The sequence below is a fragment of the Methanosarcina sp. genome, from assembly GCF_035390745.1.
In the GTDB taxonomy this organism is placed as follows: Archaea; Halobacteriota; Methanosarcinia; order Methanosarcinales; family Methanosarcinaceae; genus Methanosarcina.
In genome coordinates this window covers 1-18,341 of sequence record NZ_DAOOUJ010000010.1, presented here as the reverse complement: position 1 = coordinate 18,341, position 18,341 = coordinate 1, and the positions used below count along the sequence as shown (strand labels likewise).

Below are 18,341 nucleotides of genomic sequence, written 5' to 3'. Positions count from 1 at the left end.
GATTTGGGTAATTATCTGCAGGAGATAGTAGAAGAGCATAAGTATATAAATATATTCGCACTGAAAATTAATTATAAATATAAATCATGATAAATAGTCAGAAAAATACAGGGAGAAATATAAAAAACGGGATGCTAGAACTTACAGGAGTAAAAGGAAAAAAGAAGAGACAACCAAAAATCTAGAACGAAGTCAAGAAAGAAAAATCAAAACAGAAAAGATACTAATTAAAAAAATTTAAATATTAATCTTCAGACTACCTATATATGCAGGGAAGTAGAAGTTCCGGAAAATATTTAATAAGAGAAGCCTCAACCGAAGACATACCCGGAATGCTTGAGGTCTTTAACTATTATATAGAAAATAGCTTTGCCTCTTATATTGAAACTTCGGTGGGTCCCGAGTTTTTCCAGGTTATTCAAAATGAAAAAGAGCAGGAAAAAGATGATCGTTTTCCTTTTTACGTGATTGAAGAAAATGGAAAAATAATAGGTCTCGGAGCCCTCAGACCATATTTTCCATTCCCTAATTTTCGGCATACAGGTGTGGTTTCCTATTTTATCCTTCCCGGACATACAAGAAAAGGGCTTGGATCGAGAATGCTGGAAAAACTCTTTGCGGAAGCCAGAGAAAAAAAGATGAAAAGCCTCCTTGCAAACGTGTCATCAAAAAATGAAGCCAGCCTTAACTTTCACCTGAAACACGGTTTTATTGAATGCGGAAGATTCAGAGACGCAGGGACCAAATTCGGGAAATATTTTGATATCATATGGTTTCAAAAGTTTCTTGATCAGGAACAGAAATAAAAAAAGAATTGGATAGAGAAAATTAGAAAGAACCCGCAAGAGGCAGGTAATCAATATTCCCTTTACCCATATTGTAAGCCGTATCACAGATCCCGTCATAATCGGCGTCCTGATTAGTCTGACTGAATCCATTTCCTTTTGGTGATGCCCAGTAATTCCCACCCAGGAAAGACCCTCCAACAATGTTGGTTCCCGGATTTTTGCTCACATTCCAGACATTCGCGGAATTTCCGTCAAAATACAGATTTTTTGTATTACTGAGGTAGTTATCATAGACCGTGTTAGAACTGGAGTTCACGAAATACATGCCGTATCCTGAGTTAGAAATTACTCTATTAGCATTAAGCGTATTACCGCTGGAAGAGCTCAGAAGGATGCCGTACAATGTATTCAGGTTTACACTATTAGCTGTTAAAACATTGTTCCCGGAAACCTTTATGTCTATGCCGATTTTATTGTTTTGTGCTTCACTCCCGGTCAAAGTATTATTATTGCTGAGGGAATCAAACCACATCCCATAATTACTGCTAGACGCCATATTGCCAGCAATCGAATTCATGCTGGCGTTATGCAAAAGAACAGACACATCGCTGTAAGACGCCGTGTTGTTTATCAATTCGTTTTCAATGGAATCCCACAAACAAATGCCGTACTTACTGTTGTTTAATGCTGTATTATTTTCAAGTGTATCTTCGTTTGAAGCTTTGAGGTAGATACCGACATTATTGTATAATGCCCTGTTGCCATTCAGGCTGTTGTTATTGCTTGAGTAAGCCAGCCAGATGCCATAGCTGCTGTAAGATGCAGTGTTACTGCTTAATTCGTTTCCGCTGGAATTATGCAGAATAATACAGACATTGCTGCTGTTTGAAGCTATATTGTTTTTTAATGTATTTTCGCTGGAATTCCACAGATTGATGCAGGAATCGGAGTTATTTATTGCCATGCTGCTGACTACTGAATTTTTGCTGGAAGCTTTGAGATAGATTCCAATCTTATTATCCAGTGCAGTATTATTATCCAGTACATTTCCTGTGGAAGAATTCACCCATACACCATAACTGCTGTTAGAAACCCTGTTCTTAAGAAGTGCATTTTCACCGGAGTTGTTTAGGAGGATGCAGGCATTGCAATACGATATCGTGTTGTTGTCAAGAGTATTATTACCTGACAAATCCAGACGAATGCCGAATCCTGGATTCAATTTAGAATTATTTCCAGCCTGTAAAGTATAATTACCTGAAGAATCCTTGAAAGCCTCCTGGAAGACAAATAATTCATTGTTTTCAATATGGCAGTCTTCCACTTCATAAAGGTGGATTCCAGAATAGGGGAAACTTATACTTCCGTTTATACAAAATCCGTTAACTCCAACTCCGTCTGCTGTGATAGAGAAAACATCATCCGAACTGCTGGCAGCCTGAATAATAGTATCTGAAGGAATGCCTGAAGCAGAAATTACAGCGAGGTCCTCCACATCTATTTCAATATTTTCCACATAAACTCCCGGATAAACAATAATTGTGTCACCTGGATATGAATTGTCTACTGCAGCCTGGATTGAGGAGAAATCGGCAGCATGATCTGTGCCATTACTGACAGTAATTACCGTGGAGTTAGATTCTTTGAGAGGAAGAGAATCAAAAATTCCGCTGCCTTCAATATTATATTCAGAGTCAAAAATACCGTCAAGGTCAATATCTCTGACTCCTCTGGGATAGACTGTCCCATCAGGTCTTCCCCAGAAGTTACCACCAAGATAAGAGCCTCCTACAATATTGGTTCCTTCGGATTTTGTTGTGTTCCAGAGATTTTCCCCTACAACCATTTCGGAGTTGACATTTACAGTGTTATTGAGATAGTTATTGTAAATCATATTGCCGGAAGTCTCGTAGATGTGAAGGCCCGCCTGGCTGTTAAATTTGAGAGTATTGCCGGTCAGAAGGTTTCCGTTTGACTCACCTGTAAGAGAAATGCCCTTTTCATTTTCAGAAATCGTGTTATTTTTCAGGGTGTTATTAGGGGAGTCAAAAAGTGAAATCCCATCATTACAGTACAAAAGAGAATTATTTTCCAGTGTATTATTAAGACTGTCACTGAGGCTGATTCCTATTAAGCCATATGAGATATCGTTATCCATCAACATGTTACCTGAACTGAACATGTAAAGGTCGATACCACAACTATTATTTGAGAGAACATTGTGCTCAATAAGGCAGCCAGTAACGCCAACTAAGTGAACCCCTGAAGCTGATTCTGGTCCTGTTATGCTAAATCCTTTAATGATCACATCATTTGCCCAGATGCCGAATACGTCTTTCGAATTATCAGCTGCCTGAATTATGGTATCTGAAGGGCGGCCGGATTCCGAAAGGATGGACAGGGATTTGTTAATCTCAAGGTTTTCGATATAAATGCCTGGTTTGACAATTATTTCATCGCCTGGATTTGCAGCATTTACTGCAGCTTGAATGGATGTAAAATCCGCAGCCAGGTCCGTACCGTTACTTACTGTAATTGCAGTAGCTACTGCATTTCCCGCATTCGCAAAAGCGAACGTGAGAAATGCAATAAGAACGATTATGCCGCTTCTTTTTATAGGATGCATGGTAAACTCCGTAACAAAATTTGTGAATTTTCTAAAGAAACTTCTTCTAATCATCTGAATTAATGGCCGGATGTACAGAAATTCAGGTGAGAAAACTTATCTAAAGCGCTGCAGGAAAGATCAAAACTGCCGGAAAAACTGCCCAGTCAGGATTTGTACGGTTGATTTACCTGTGAACTTCAGACTTTGGAAAGATCTTGGAGTTAAGATCTGAAAAAAAACCAAATACTCACTGAAAATTTCCAATTCTGCTATTATCCGATTTTTAGCACAATTACCTCGCTAATCTCAGAAAGATGAGACAACATTTTTAAGTCTGGACATATCAAATCTAAAATTTAATTAATATGTAAAAAAATGGTACAGTTATATAAAATTAACTCAGAAGTGAGGAAGAAGTTCATTTGAAGACCCAGTTTTCCATTAATTTCCATCTATTTTTTGCTAAGTTTGAATAAATAATGGTGTATTTAGTAAAAATAATATCTTATTTACCACCTCAATCCTTGAAACAAGACAATAAATAGAAATAAATAAAGGACAGAGAGCCATACTTAAATGCATGGAATCGGAAGACTACCTTCATGCACTTGAAACAACAGGGAGAATCCTGCTGTTCACACCTTTCCTCGTATCTATTATACTTTTCATATGAGGGGTGTCAGACATAGAACCTTTCAAGGGTCCAGGGGCTTTTGAAACTCAAAAATAGTTGCTGACAAAAACTCCTTATTCAATAAAAAACGGGGAAAATTAAAATAGAATAATCAGAATATAAATAGATTGTGGGGAGTTAATTTGAAGGGGAAGAGAGCTTTGCTGCCATTAGTATTCATTTCATTTCTTTCACTTCCGGCTGCAAATACAGACTGGGTACTGTATCCGGAGAAAACAGAGCCTTCAGCCGGAGATTTGCTGGTGGATACGACAGAAGGGGAAATAAACCTGGGTAATGATGGAGAATACAGGGACGGCTTAATTGATAATTATGACTATTTCATAAATCCGGGATATCCATCAAGCGACATTCGGACTGCCAGAAACACGAGGAGTGGGTAAGTACGTCCTGTGAAATGATCCCAAGAAAACACGTGAAAAGTAAAATAAAGCAGTTGTGCTGCGGAGAGGAATTCTCTGATTATGCAAAAAGCGGGACTTCAAAACCGCTGCCTTCTACTCAGGCTCTCGCAGTGGGACAAATAAAAAGAGACGCCAGTGACAGGATAGAGTAAACCCTGACTGCGGTTAAAAAGATTTTTTCCGGGAGTGAAAAATATGAAGGCTGTAAGAATTCACGAGTTTGGCGGACCGGAGGTTCTGAAATACGAGGATGTCCCCGAGCCCCATCCGGGCCAGGGAGAGATAAGGATAAGGGTCATTGCAGCCGGGGTCAACCCGATGGATTGGAAGATACGCAAAGGACTGGTTGGGAAAATGCCTTTGCCAATGATTATGGGACTGGATGTTGCAGGTGTTGTAGATTCCCTGGGACAGGGAGAAGTCCCTTTCCGTCCCGGGGAAGAGGTTTATGCAAAAGTCTCTATTGAAGAAGGGGGCTATGCCGAATATACGGTTGTCAACTCCATGCAGGTTGCCAGAAAACCTGAAAGCATCGGGTTCATTGAAAGCGCGGCGATTCCTACGGCAGGACTCGCTGCCTGGCAGGCTCTGTTTGACATTGCCGGACTTGAGAAAGGGCAGTCAGTACTGATCCACGGTGCTGCAGGCGGTGTCGGGACTTTTGCAGTCCAGTTCGCCAGATGGAAAGGCGCTTTTGTTACAGCCACAGCTTCAGGAACTAACTTAGAATTCTTAAAAAGCATAGGAGCAAACGTAGTAATAAACTACACAAACCAGCGATTTGAAGATATAATCAGTAATATGGATGTCGTACTGGATACAGTAGGAGGAGATACTTTCGATAGATCCTGGAGAGTGTTAAAGCCCGGAGGATTCCTTGTAAGCACCGTTGCCAGCATACCCGAAGGAGCTGCAGAAAAGCATGGAGTGCGTGCGCAAACCCTCGTAACCAGAGCTGACGGGAAAGAGCTTGCTCAGATAGCAGAGGTCATTGATGAAATGCAGGTAAAACCAGTTGTAACTACCATACTCTCCCTATCGGACGCACAGAAAGCCCATGAGTTGAGCGAAAGCCGCCATATGCGCGGGAAAATTGTTTTGCTCGTGGGAGAAGGTCCAGAGTAAAGCTTTGATACTCTGTAAACAGGAAGTTTTAACTTTCAATGGAAGCAGTTGTGCAAGTTATCTGTGCACTTAAGCTGCCGACAAGGAGGAGAATGCCAGCAGAGCCGAAAAAGTCCAGAAGTCTTATACCGCTTTACATAATTATTGTGTTTTACTATATAATTGTCGCATTTCAAGGAGACGGGACTGATGTCCTTTCAGAATCCGTATCTCAAGAGTCGGATTTTCAGGTCAACCTCACTGAAGGTGTAAATTATAAACTCTGGATTGAGAACCCTGACGGTCCCGAGAGGATAAATGTGACAATAAGCAAAGGCTCTTACATTGCATTCCAGGACACATTTGTATTGACGCATTCCGGAAAAAGCTACCTTCCTTACCATCCTGAATTTACCGTAAAAGAAAACGGGATTTATCTTGTGCATGCCAAACCGCTTAATCCCGGGACTGTCAATCTGGAGATCAAAAAATCCTGAATTTCGGGGCTGCAGTGGTCAAAGTGTTTCGGGTCAGACAATGACAGTATTTTTTGAGTTTTTCACTGCCTGCCAGAAAAAGTAAAAAAATTAAAAATTCTTTTTTAAGGATCGTTAAATTTTTCAATAATTATCTGTCAAAAACTCATCCGGTCAGGAGAGAGGTACAGGAGAGACAGGTTCTCCTGATACATATTCCATGAACCCGTCAGCGGCATATGAAACTGGTTTCCCGTCTATCACTCCTTCAACCTGATAAGTTCCTATCATTTCCCAGATAATTCTATACTCCACCATTACATTTCCATCTGCATCTGTCACCGGATTTCCGCTGCCATCAATCACTGGTACAGTTACCGGAAGAGGGACAGAATGCTTTAGATCAAACGTGATATCGAGACTGTCAGAACCTGATGAAGCAGAGATATTCGTTTTCATAGGAAGAGGGAACGAGCCTGCAGGTATGATATATTTGCATGCGTCTTCGGTTAAGTGAGGAATCATGACAAATTGCGTCAATTCCCTCAACATTTGTCAAATATTTGATTTTATGTAGGTAGGAGCAAGGCATCGATTTCATGTAAATTTACCAAAATTTAAGATAGGCTTATTATGCAAAATCGATAGCTTTTGAGCAAGAAAATTCCTTAACCGATGACCAATGGATATATTTGTACTCCGGAGGTAGTGGAATAGCCTGGTCAATAATATAAGGTTCAGGGTGATCAATTTCTATTTCATCAGAGGTAAAACTGGCAATCATTTCCCTGTTCTTCCACACGCTCAGAACTGAATTTGTTGATTTCGTATGGTCTGCATCAGTGATGTTTCCAAAGCTGAGAGAATATTCTCCAACATCATTCCCATTCAAACTGCTTTTAGTCTGGGAAACCTGGCCCCAGTCCCATCCTATGTCATCTCCCCAGTACCAGTAGCCCCAGTTATGGTCATGGTAACCTCTTACGTTTTTCAGGAGATATTCATCCTCGCCGACAGAAAGTTTTCCGTCAACCTTCATTTTCGGAGAAGCTACCAGCCAGTTGATAGCACCGCCATAGAGGGAAGAAAAACCATAAGAACCAAATAAAGGAGCTGGATCTGCTTCAGGCTTGAAAAGTGCATCAAATACCCTTGAACCGTCATCAGATTCTATGTGAACACAATACCCCTGCGGGGTTAAGGTTACAGTACAATTTGCTATTCTGACATCTGGCGTTTGAGAGGAATATTCTGCCATATTTAATGGATACATCCCAAAAAAGGCATCCGCATTATTATCTATATAATAACCAAGAAGAACTTCAGAGGCATTAAAAACCCCATTCAATTTGAAATTACATATCATTGACAGGTTCTGTTCTTCATCTATTACATTAAAATAGTGCCATTCGTTGTACAGAGGCACAAAACTGCTATCTGCAGGAGGATGAAAAACATCAACTTCAGAGAGCTCGCCAATCAGACTGCAGTTCTGGTCTGCCAGAGCAATACCTGAAAATACCAGGAGCGAAAGGATTACTAAAAGTATCGGTTTAACTGCCGCTTTTATTTTCATTTATTTCCCCCAATTAATTAAAGAATAAAATGAGTTCTTAATTCAAGATACAGAGGGGGATTTCAAAAATTATTTATCCCCCAGGATATATAGTTCAGAGATTATAAAAAATTACGTATACTTACTTAAATTTTGAAGCATTATTCCGGAAATTTGTGATACAGAAGTAGATACAGAAGTACTTTCATCCTCTATCCTGTTTACATAATTCTATCCATAATTCTATCATAATTCTATCTACAATACTGCTTTGCTGGCTCTCTGAAAAGTAAATCTGCCTTGACCCCTGGATCTGATATATGGGTAAAATGAAATTGAAGAAGAGAAGGAATTTATGAAAGGACAATATAAATATCCATTACTGCACTTTTTATATTCACAGATTATTTTAGAGAAACCTGTATACAGTCCATTAAAAGGCTGGAGGATCATATGGAAAGAATCAATACTATCAGAAGGAAGAAAGTTGGATCAAACCTTGACCAGTTTAAAACCGATCCGAATCAGGCTTCTGATACTGGAGAAAAGTATTCTGAAGAAATTAAAGATACTCCTTACAACCGGGGAGATATCGGGAAAATCTGGGACTATTTAGGGTTATTCTTTTCTATGCTGGCAGATTCCTTTAACAGCAAATACCCGGTTCCAAAGAAAACAGTGCTGGTGATGTCATTCACTCTGCTGTATCTCGTAAGTCCGGTTGACTTTTTACCGGATATAATTCCTTTAATGGGGTTTGTGGATGATATTGCTTTGCTTGCTTTTGCATTCAGCCTCATCAAAGAGGATCTGGAAAACTACAGAGCCTGGAAAATGAGTTACTGATAGAAGCCCCTATCAGGACTGTAGGACAGACTTCCGCCCCCGGACATCCTTCAGATCCTTCGATGGAAAATCCTCCTGTTTCACCGCTTTTTTGAAGATTTTAATTTGAAAACTTACCAGCTTACTATTCTCAAATAGAAAACTAAAGTATATATGCCAGAGAGACTTAATAAATATTAAGATAGTGTGATATAAAATGAGAAGGCAACTTCGTTGACAGAAAATGAAGGAGGATCCAGGACAAAAGGCGGTGGAGGAAAAGATAAAGATTACTCTATGAAGTGTACGCAAGATGTATGTGTAATTAAGTATAAAAGGGAGATAAGATACCGAAGACCCTTTAAATGGGTACCTTTAGTGAATACCTGTGGAGAAACTGCGGTTCGTCTTTTTGGAATACTGAAGATAATCCTGGGAATTACAGGTATACTTATAGCTTTTATTGCATTCGGAAAGATGCCGGAATATCTGGAAGGCTTTAAAAAATATTTACTGGGTACAGTTTTTTTAGTTATATTTTATATATCTTCAACTCTCGTTCTTGAGGGAATTTCCTCACAATCCGGTGCAAAGTTCCTGAGATTTCTCAAATGCAAAAGGTGCGGTAGAAAAAACGCTTATGAAGAGAGGGAAAAACCGGATGTCAGGGAAGATTCAACTGAAAACTTATACTCTGTAACAATAACTCGATACTGGAAGTGTAAGTACTGCGGATATCTTGACAGCAGTGAAAACTCGGAAAACATAAAATGCTTTAAAGTGAGAAAGAAAAAACCCATCAAGATAACATGCGAGGAATGCGGAGAAACATCATTGAGCTCAGAGTTCAGAAATCCCGATATGAAAAGAGAGGATTACCCGGGGGGAAGTAATGTTACAGAAATCAGGTATTATAAATGCGATTACTGCGGACACTTAAATATTGTAGCAAAGAAAAACCGTCTAAATAATATGGAACCTCTTGCCAGCTCGAAAATTAAAGGAAACGATCCAAGAATTTAATCAAAGTGGATGAAGGCGACCCTGGAGAAAAAAGTAAAAAATATAAAAAATCCTTTTTCAAGGATCTTTATAATTTTTCAATTTGTACCTGTTAGAAGCTGATCAGGTCAGGAAAAAAGTACTGGAGAAACAGGCTCTCCAGCAACGTATTCCATGAACCCGTCAGAAGTATATGAAATTGGTTTTCCGTCTATCACCCCGTAAATCTGATAGGTCCCTATCATTTCCCAGATTATTCTGTATTTGATCACAGCTCCGGATTCATTTCCAGATTCACTTCCATCCGGGATCATTACTGTAAGCGGAACTGAGCGCTGAGTGGTGAACTCTATTTTGAGAGTATCAGAACCCGAAGAGGCGTTCAGAAGTGTATTTTGAGGGAATGAGAAAGAACCCTGAGGCAGAATATATTCCGGACTCATTTCTGCGGGAGTAATTTCAATATCTATTGAACTCAGATTGGAATGCTCAATTTGTATTTCTTCCCCGCTGAAGTTACCAATGATATTCCCGCCTTCCCAAACATTAAGAACTGAACTTATTGATTGAGAATGGTTGGCATTGGTGATGTTTCCAAAACTGAGCGAGTACCCTCCAGTCGTCTCGTTGGAATAATTTCCTGCCTGGGAAACCTGACCCCAGTCCCATCCAAGATCTTCTCCCCATGACCAGTAGCCCCAGTTGTGGTCATGGTAAGCTCTTGCGTTATTCAGCGAATAAATTTGTCCGGCAGCAGAGAGGTTTCCGGAAACCTCCATTTTCGGGGAAGCTACCAGCCAGTTGATCCCCATCCCCGGCACAGAAAAATTAGAACTGTTGAAGACAGGAGCAGGCTCAGCTTTCGGTTTGAACAGGGCATCAAAAACGTCTACCCCATTTCCGGATTCGATATGCACACGATATCCTTCATCAGTCAATGTTACCGTATTATTAGCTATCCTGATATCAGGAGATTGAGAAGAGTAATTCACAAACTCCGGAGTTAGAGGATGTTCCTCATAAAAAGAAAACGATGTATCATTCACATAATAGCCCAGAAGAACCGCTGAAGAATTAGTGTCCCCGTTTAATTTGAAAGTGCATATCGCTGACAGGTTCTGCTCTTCGTCGATCATGTTGAAGTAGTGCCATTCGTTGTACAGATTTCCAGGATCACCTTCTGCCGGCGGATGGAAAGCATCACTTACTAAAAGTTCGCTGATATAATCGCTGCTCTCGTCTGCAAGAGCTGCATTCGAAGCTGCTAAAAGCACAACGATTACTGCAAGTATCGGTTTAAGTACCAGTTTAATTTTCATTTATTAACCCCCAATTAAGGAACAAAATCAGTTTTTATTTTCAACATACTGCATAAGTATTCGAAAGTCTCCTGTTCCCCGGTTATAATTGTATGGACAGAGGGTTATAAAAACATGTTTATATTTTAGATACTTACTAATTCTTCGCACAAAATATTCATGCACGGATGGTATGTTTCTGCTTCTTTTAGACATTTTTCCCGCACTCCTGAAAAGCGGGACTGGATAGCTGCCTCTAATTGCACCGCTGCTTTATTAGCCGTCTTCAAGGAATCTTTCCCACGCAGAGACACTATTATAAATCTCAGGAGATGATATTGCAAAAACAATAAAAGATAAGATAGGCAAGAAAGACATCACTCTGAATTGGAATCACGCGATGAAAGTGAGGATATAATTTATGTTTAGAGAAATGAGAAGAGATAAGCAATTATTATCAATTGAAGACACCGTTGCAGTCCTGAGCAGATGCACAAATGGTGTTCTGGCGTGCTCAGGTGATGAGGGTTATCCTTACGCAGTTCCACTTAGTTATGTCTATTTGAACGGCAGAATTTATTTTCATTCAGCAAAAGCCGGTCACAAAATTGATGCTATTACAAGGAACCCCAAGGTGTCTTTTTCGGTAATAGATGAAGATAAGATAGTAAGCGAGAAATATACAACGCATTTCCGCAGCGTTATTGCTTTTGGCAAAGCAAGAATCGTTGAAGGTGACGAACGGCTTGAATCTTTCGCGGCACTGGTTGATAAGTATTCAGGAAATCAGCCTGAGGAAGCAAAGAATAAGGAAATATCTGGATGCACACAGGCTCATATTATAGCAATTGACATCGAGCATATAACTGGTAAGGAAGCTATTGAGTTCGTCAAGGCTAAAGGATAATAACTATTTTCTATATATATCACTTTTTTATTATATTTCCATCAAGCCCCCCCTCAAATCCTTCGATTGGAAATTTGAAGATTGCGCCGCTGTTTTGAAGAAGAGAAGAAAACTTAAGCCTTCAGTTATCATACTTGTTTCCTTAATTCCTCATACATTTCCCGAGAAATCCGGGCCTGCTTAAGGATTTCTTTAATCAGACCAGTACCCAAATCTTCATTTCCATGAACAGGCACCACAGTCTTTCTACCGTCAGGATGAACATATCTTACATGGCTTCCAACCTGATGCACCTTTTGAAAGCCAAGCATCTCAAGTATTTTGCACATTTCCCTCCCATTTATAGGAAGGAGCCTGCTCATACTTTTACCTCTACCTGCTGAATTCCAATAAATTTCAGCGGCAGGACATCTTCAAGTTCCTCAGCTTCAAGACAGACCTGTATTGCTTCTCTTATACGCTCCATAGCCTGTTCAACTGTTTTTCCCTGAGTATAACAACCCGGTATGTCAGGAACTTTTGCAATATATATCCCATCTTCGTCCTGTTCGATAAGAACAGTATAATTCAAGCTCTTGCCTTCCATTTTTACCAGAATAACATTTATTCTGTGAGTATTTAAAGTTGATACCGGCAGAACTGAAGATAAAAATAGCCGAAAACCAGAGGAAGCAGAAGCGATATAACTTTTTAATTATATTTCCGCCCCAGCCCCCTCAAATCTTTTGATTGGGAATTTGAAGATTGCGCCGCGGTTTTGGAGAGATTTAGTTTTTGAATGCATATGAAAGAGAATTAAGAGTTTTCAGCAAAACAACTGAAGAAATACCAGAAGGAATATGGATCATTATGAAGCAATTCCTAAGATTAAGTAGATTCCGGGGCCTCCTTTGAAATAAGCTCTTTTATCAGCTGTTGAGATTTTCCTTGATTAAGACCTTTTGTCAAATGTTGAATTTTTAGACCTTCTTTCTCTTGGATAGCATATTCAAGGGCTTTAAAGTAAAGTTCAGGACCCAAAAAAAGTATTTCATCAGCAATCGAAAATTCAAAATAATAAGGAATTTGTTTTTTAATATTTTCCGCCATCTCAAAACAATCTTTTTTTGATGTAATCGTTTTATTATAGTTAGGATCAATAACTTGTTCAGGTCTAATCAGACCGTACTTGGCTGAAAGAATAAAAAAAGGATTTTTTGAAATTTCAGCGTATTTTCTTTTCAAGAGAAAAGATTTTCCAATGTAGGCATCTTTGGCAAAGCACTCAGAAGACTGAAGTTTTAATTTTCCACACGAAATAATAACTACTTTATTTATCGCTCTCTCTTTTTCTTTATTTTCATTATTTTCAACGACTATTTTTTTATTTAGAGAAGAAACTTGATTCTTGATTTGTTCAGCATCGCAGTTAATGGAAGTATGTGAGATCTCATTCCCACTCATGAGGGAAAGAATATTTTTTTCGATGAAGAATCTTGTTTGATTGATTCTATCAATATGGTGACAAAGAGGATCTTGGAACCTTTTTTTGTATTGAAAAATCCATCCTTTATAATCAGCTGCATTTACACCAAGACCTTCCAAAAACTCATGTCTTTTTGGATTATAAACACCTAGAGTAAAGCATCTATCATCAGGCCACTCAAGATTAATTTTAGAAACAATTTCAGAAATGCGTTCTTTATTTGAAGAAGCAAATCTTACAGTATTTTCTTTTTTAGTTAGCAAACCACCAATAGCAATCTCTTCAAACCCCATATCCTTTAGCTTGTTATAACATTTTAAGTATTCTTCAGGGTTCTTACCCTGAGCAACACCAATTAGCTTAAATCTGTATTCTTCTAGAGAATATGCTTCTAAAGCAAGTTCTGCACTTTCAATAGTTCCATCCATATCACGCAAAACGTCAAGCATAATTCCCCTTTTAACTTTCATTTGATTATAACGCTGAAAAAGCTCTGAATAACTAAGCGTCGCTCCCTCTTTTGTAAAGACTCCGCTATCTGCTATAGTTGTAACATTTTCCCTAAGAGAAAGTCCTTTTTTACATTTAGTAATATTCCCGTCATAAGGGCACTTCCCATTTACTACCCCACAATAATTTTTATCGCCACAGGGGAACTCTGCTGCCATTTTCCGAAAATTATTGGTTGTACACGCTTGAAGCATAATTCCAACTTTTACAGGATGCGTTTCAAAATTCATTCCGGAGAGTATTCTTAAACTCATTGGACGATCTGCAACAAAATGAGGAATTAATTTATTTTCTTTCATTTTAATTTATCCGTTTTTAACTTCCATTAGTGCTAACTTTATTCTCTCATTTGCATCTTTTGTATGCACTGGAATTGGTACTCCTGTCATACCGGTTGCATCATGACTCACTACAACCCAATCTCCAGTTGAAAACTTTAAAGTTTGACGTAGCATTTCATCTGAAAGGCCGAAAGCTTCCTGGACTCTTGATCTGTCAGTCAGTCTTGGAAGCTTACTAACAAAATAAGTATGTGGTTGAGACATAATACTAGTATTTAGATATGTTGCTCTCTGGGTTGCGATACCAATCCCGATTCCATACTTTCTGCCCCTACGTGCCAGCATATGAGCAATATGGTTTGAACGCCCAAAAGAACTATTTTTATCAAAGTTTTGTGGTATAAATTCATCGGCTTCATCAAAGATAAAGCTCACCAAAGGAAAAGTTTTCCCATATTTCCTTCTATTCTCGTAAAGAGAATTACCAAGATCATAAGCAAAATCTCTTATTCTGTCTGCGTCATGTGATTGGATTACTATTAAACTCGAATGGTCTTTGTTATTTAACTCAAGGAGTAAATCCTCCATTGTTTCTAAAGATTCAGGAGGATACGATTTTCTATTGGAAGCATTCTGTAGTTCCAATTGAATAAGCTTTTGAAATTCTTTTAAATTGGTTGTTGCCGTAGAGGTAAGACTTACAGAGAAATCAATATCCTTGAGAAGGTTTATAGTATTTTTAGTCTTTTGAGATCGTTTATTTTCTTCATCCTTTTCAAAAAAATTAAGATTGACAGAGGAATTAGTCTTTTTGCCTGAACCTAGAGGGCACCTTTTAAAAATTTCCTCGATAGATGAGTTAACAATACCCAAGATCGTAGAATCTAATACTTGATTTCCTTCAAGTTGAATATTACTAATAAACTGAGAAATTATTGTCTTTGAAGTACCTGTATTACCTGCTGTCAAGACGCCTTCATTAGCAAGAATAAAACTTCTTAAGGTCTTTTCGGGATCATTAAACAGTCTTATTTTCCTTTCATCAAAAAGAGTGGATAAAAACAGATTGAAATTAGTTTTAATTCTTTCAAGATCTTTAGGATATAAAGATGTTTCAATTAAAGAATTAATTGCTTTCTGTTTTGTTTTATCAATACTCGCATTTTCAGCTAATAGATGTTCAATAACTGCCCCTGGAAAAGTTGCTTCACCTAATGCAATTAGTCTGGAGTACGACATTGAGCTCAATTGATCAATCAACAAAATATTATATTCACTCATTAAATCGAAGATTACAATTTTTACAGGTCTTCCTTTATTCTTTGAGATATCTAAAATATTTGATATTATCATACTTAGAAAATTAGATTTCCCAGATTTTGTAAAACCAAAGACACCAAAGTGAACCCGAAGAAGTTCTTCTATGTCTATATAAATAGGAGTTGATCTGTCAACTAACCATTTCCCAACTTCAAAAGTAAAATCATCGGTAGACATTCCTTTATTTGCAGTCCATTTTGTTGCTGGACCGGTAAGAACTTTTACTTCAGTCCCAATCATGGGAATTGAAGAGTCGTTTCCTAGGACTCTCCCTTCATCATCTTCAATAATCTCGAGTCCAGTAGGAGTGGCGATACATTTTATAATTGTTGTATCCTCAAAAGAGTCCATTTCCTGTGATGTCCAATCGCTAGAAATGTTTTTAGCTGCTTCCATTACAAACCCTGGATATCCATCAACATTGGTTCCAAGTGCATAGTGTATGGGCTTTATAGAAGTTAGTTCAAGAATAGAATAATGAGTTGCAAAGTCAGAAGAGGAGAAATTTTTAGCTGCAAGAAAAGTTCCCTCTTTGAGGTTAATCATACACTGACGTGTATACTCAAACCAGACCTCAAATTGATATCTAGTTTGTTCACTTTCCTCTAATTTCATTAGCCTCCCAATCCGGTTATCCTCAAATAACTTAACAGAGGATTCGTTTTCAGACATATTATCTCCTTGCTTCATCCCTGATATCCCTCAATTTTTTGTTCAATGGGTTTGTTCTGAATGTAATTTCACTGGATTTTATTAATCGATCAACTCTTCTTTTCATACTTTTTGCACCCCAGTCAGCCTTGTGAAGAGGATCTGGATAGCCGATTACTTCTGGAAACAAATTTCTAGTCAAAATACTTAAAAGCCGAACTCCAATTGCCTGACCATAATTTAAAGAAATTAGATCTGTACTACTCTTGTAACCAAAGTATGCAGGTATAATCAGTCCAAGTTCATCAGAGTAAATTTTGGGATTATTCTTGTCAGAAACGAATTTTTTGTCCAAACGAGGGTCAAGAAGACGGTCGATAAATATTACATGCCCCATTAATACTTTTGAATTTGAACTTGTCTTGAAAAATTGCCCTAAAGAGCGAGCAAATAAACATTCTTGATTTACCAAAAAACCTCTGTTCCCACGGATGAATCTGTTGTTGTTTTCTTCCTCTACGTGAAGAGACATAAAAACAGAATCAAATTCTGCAGTTGTCCAAGGAGTTGACAAATCATCGAGTTGATATGCAAGACCTTCTAGCAATGTTCTGTCCGTCCAAGGGAGATATCCAACTGGGATATCCGGAAATATTTTAATTTCCCGCATTACACCTATATAATTCCTTGAAAAATATTTTGTAGAGGAATCTTTGGCGATTCCAATAAGCATTATGCCATTTTCCCAACATTTCTCAACTAATGCTCGAATTCCAATTCCTATTAAAAATGAAACATCCTCAGGAGACATCCATCGATATCTTTCCTTTCCGTTTTCAGTAATAGGATATAAGAGAGCTTCAGATTCACGGTTATGGAACAAACGATTACAAAAGTCTTCAAAAAACCTTACACTGTCAAACCAAGAAGAAGCAAAATCAAACTTTCTAGTTATTTCTCCACTTTGGTAATCCACTAGCTCTCTAGAATAAGATTCCGCTAAGGTTCTCTCCCAATCTTCTTTTTTAATACCCGTTTTATCTAAAAGTTCTATCATACTTATAGATTTATTTTTGTTTAATAACTTTACAAAATATCTCCATCTAGCAAATTTTTTGGTAGTAGGCACACCTAATCCCTCGTTGAAAGGATGTGCAGAGACAACTAATCCATCTTTTTTTGTTAATACTCTTGATCCAATAGGGTGACCAAATAGATGTGTTTGCTCCAAATAACCATCAGTAGACATCAGAACACCGCTAAGGGAGAGATCCATCAAAATTAATTTTGGACATGTTAAAGTGGGAGATCTTGCCATTTCATACGCAAGATAAATCTCAGCTAATTGCATTAATCTGGTATGTATATTCGACAGATTTATTTTATTTGTATCATCTGTAACAAAATTTTCATATCCATAATCAATTACGTCCCCTGCCTCAGCATAGGGAACGGGAACATATGATACGAGACTCACATCTTGATCCATTGACCAGCGTTCATAAGTAAGCCTTGGAGGCTGAGTTTCAATACGAATCTTTCCCCTTACACCATAAGCAGCTGCGAAAAAAACCATGAAATCTTTAAATGGGTCAGCTGAACAAGTTCCATCAATAGCAACAAATTGAATTTCCTCTTTCTGGAAATACTCATGGATTTTATTATCAATTAGACCCATTGAATGGGGTTTTGAAAAAATTTCGTAATAGTTTATAATTAGTCCATTTAAAAATTCTTCATAGAACTTTAAACCATTCATTGTCGTTTGTTCATATGAAAATTGGTATCTGTTTATCGAGCATTTAAGTGATTCTTGATAGCACTTAAAAATTCTAGATAGTGTAGAGGTATTCGTCATAAACACCACTTATGACTTTCGTTTCAAATATTAGATATCATATTTTTTAAAGTTACGATTTATTTTCAGGTCTCTGTTCAAATCGAAAAGATAAAAATACGAAGAAATAAATTAAGTATTTTTGTTTATGAGCTCATTCCAAAATCCAGTTTTTAATCTCAACTATCAGAATTACTCAGAATTGCTTTCATAATAAGAGGCTCGATTGGTCACTTTAAATAAGAGATATATATAAGCAAATTTTGAGTTTTGGGATCGGCTCTATCAAAACAATTATAAAATCGATAAATGGAAAAAATATTAAAATCTTTCGCTAATATTATTATTCTAAGTTAGAAATACTAGATTTAAAAAATCCATACGAGACATACCTTTATTTTTCTCTATCTTGTGTTCAGAAAGAGCAAAGTTTATTTTGTAAACAAAAAAGTAATTACTTCCCTCTAGCAAAACCGAACTCCTTCATTCCCAGAACTTCTTCGTCTTCACATAATTCCTCTCCGCAATCAGAATGTCCCTGTAAAACGCCTCTTCGTCCATCCTCATTTTCTCAATAACCCTTGACGCCGTTTCAGGTCCTATTCCCCTGCTGGCA

17 protein-coding genes are annotated in these 18,341 nt (G+C 37.9%); 8 read left to right on the top strand and 9 right to left on the bottom strand.

Annotated elements, in window-relative coordinates; all coding sequences use genetic code 11:
* Positions 1-266: 266 nt before the first annotated feature.
* A complete protein-coding gene (locus tag PLL47_RS04445; protein WP_324444996.1) occupies positions 267-806 on the top strand; it encodes a GNAT family N-acetyltransferase in 540 nt (179 codons plus the stop codon).
* 22 nt (positions 807-828) lie between these two features.
* Here PLL47_RS04445 and PLL47_RS04440 read toward each other — a convergent pair whose 3' ends face one another.
* Positions 829-3,414: a NosD domain-containing protein gene (locus PLL47_RS04440; protein ID WP_324444995.1), complete on the bottom strand. Its 2,586-nt coding sequence runs from the start codon at positions 3,412-3,414 to the stop codon at positions 829-831.
* A gap of 798 nt (positions 3,415-4,212) precedes the next feature.
* Between PLL47_RS04440 and PLL47_RS04435 the strand changes: the two genes are divergently transcribed.
* From PLL47_RS04435 to PLL47_RS04420, 4 genes are read left to right on the top strand one after another with little or no spacing between them, the layout of a single operon-like run.
* On the top strand, positions 4,213-4,473 hold the full coding sequence (locus PLL47_RS04435; protein WP_324444994.1) for a hypothetical protein: 261 nt from the start codon (positions 4,213-4,215) through the stop codon (positions 4,471-4,473).
* A gap of 14 nt (positions 4,474-4,487) precedes the next feature.
* Positions 4,488-4,646, top strand: a complete 159-nt coding sequence (locus PLL47_RS04430; RefSeq protein WP_324444993.1) for a hypothetical protein — start codon at positions 4,488-4,490, stop codon at positions 4,644-4,646.
* Between the two features lie 43 nt (positions 4,647-4,689).
* The gene (locus tag PLL47_RS04425) at positions 4,690-5,619 is read left to right on the top strand and encodes an NADP-dependent oxidoreductase (protein ID WP_324444992.1); all 930 of its coding nucleotides are present in this window, start codon (positions 4,690-4,692) and stop codon (positions 5,617-5,619) included.
* Positions 5,620-5,657: 38 nt separating this feature from the next.
* Positions 5,658-6,095, top strand: a complete 438-nt coding sequence (locus PLL47_RS04420; protein ID WP_324444991.1) for a hypothetical protein — start codon at positions 5,658-5,660, stop codon at positions 6,093-6,095.
* Positions 6,096-6,248: 153 nt separating this feature from the next.
* Here PLL47_RS04420 and PLL47_RS04415 read toward each other — a convergent pair whose 3' ends face one another.
* Positions 6,249-6,614: a hypothetical protein gene (locus PLL47_RS04415; RefSeq protein WP_324444990.1), complete on the bottom strand. Its 366-nt coding sequence runs from the start codon at positions 6,612-6,614 to the stop codon at positions 6,249-6,251.
* Positions 6,615-6,705: 91 nt separating this feature from the next.
* Entirely contained in the window at positions 6,706-7,650 is a 945-nt protein-coding gene (locus PLL47_RS04410; protein ID WP_324444989.1) for a hypothetical protein, read from the bottom strand.
* Between the two features lie 432 nt (positions 7,651-8,082).
* On the opposite strand from PLL47_RS04410, the gene PLL47_RS04405 reads away from it, so the two are divergent.
* Both PLL47_RS04405 and PLL47_RS04400 read left to right on the top strand, forming a co-directional pair.
* Positions 8,083-8,475: a YkvA family protein gene (locus PLL47_RS04405; RefSeq protein WP_324444988.1), complete on the top strand. Its 393-nt coding sequence runs from the start codon at positions 8,083-8,085 to the stop codon at positions 8,473-8,475.
* A gap of 213 nt (positions 8,476-8,688) precedes the next feature.
* Positions 8,689-9,477, top strand: coding sequence for a hypothetical protein (locus PLL47_RS04400; protein WP_324444987.1), 789 nt, complete (start codon positions 8,689-8,691; stop codon positions 9,475-9,477).
* Between the two features lie 107 nt (positions 9,478-9,584).
* On the opposite strand, the gene PLL47_RS04395 is transcribed toward PLL47_RS04400, so the two are convergent.
* Positions 9,585-10,775 (bottom strand): hypothetical protein, encoded by a 1,191-nt coding sequence (locus tag PLL47_RS04395; RefSeq protein WP_324444986.1) that lies wholly within the window; start codon positions 10,773-10,775, stop codon positions 9,585-9,587.
* A gap of 400 nt (positions 10,776-11,175) precedes the next feature.
* Here PLL47_RS04395 and PLL47_RS04390 point away from each other — a divergent pair, with 400 nt between their 5' ends.
* The gene (locus PLL47_RS04390) at positions 11,176-11,661 is read left to right on the top strand and encodes a pyridoxamine 5'-phosphate oxidase family protein (RefSeq protein WP_324444985.1); all 486 of its coding nucleotides are present in this window, start codon (positions 11,176-11,178) and stop codon (positions 11,659-11,661) included.
* 128 nt (positions 11,662-11,789) lie between these two features.
* Here the strand turns inward: PLL47_RS04390 and PLL47_RS04385 are convergent, their stop codons facing one another.
* The 5 genes from PLL47_RS04385 to PLL47_RS04365 form a co-directional block, all read right to left on the bottom strand.
* A complete protein-coding gene (locus PLL47_RS04385; protein ID WP_324444984.1) occupies positions 11,790-12,023 on the bottom strand; it encodes a type II toxin-antitoxin system HicA family toxin in 234 nt (77 codons plus the stop codon).
* Positions 12,020-12,232, bottom strand: coding sequence for a type II toxin-antitoxin system HicB family antitoxin (locus tag PLL47_RS04380; protein ID WP_324444983.1), 213 nt, complete (start codon positions 12,230-12,232; stop codon positions 12,020-12,022). Before PLL47_RS04380 ends, PLL47_RS04385 begins: the two co-directional genes overlap by 4 nt.
* Before the next feature lie 296 nt (positions 12,233-12,528).
* Positions 12,529-13,935, bottom strand: coding sequence for a DUF6884 domain-containing protein (locus tag PLL47_RS04375; RefSeq protein WP_324444982.1), 1,407 nt, complete (start codon positions 13,933-13,935; stop codon positions 12,529-12,531).
* Positions 13,936-13,941: 6 nt separating this feature from the next.
* Positions 13,942-15,909 (bottom strand): ATP-binding protein, encoded by a 1,968-nt coding sequence (locus tag PLL47_RS04370; RefSeq protein ID WP_324444981.1) that lies wholly within the window; start codon positions 15,907-15,909, stop codon positions 13,942-13,944.
* A gap of 1 nt (position 15,910) precedes the next feature.
* The gene (locus tag PLL47_RS04365) at positions 15,911-17,647 is read right to left on the bottom strand and encodes a hypothetical protein (protein ID WP_324444980.1); all 1,737 of its coding nucleotides are present in this window, start codon (positions 17,645-17,647) and stop codon (positions 15,911-15,913) included.
* Between the last annotated feature and the right edge of the window lie 694 nt (positions 17,648-18,341).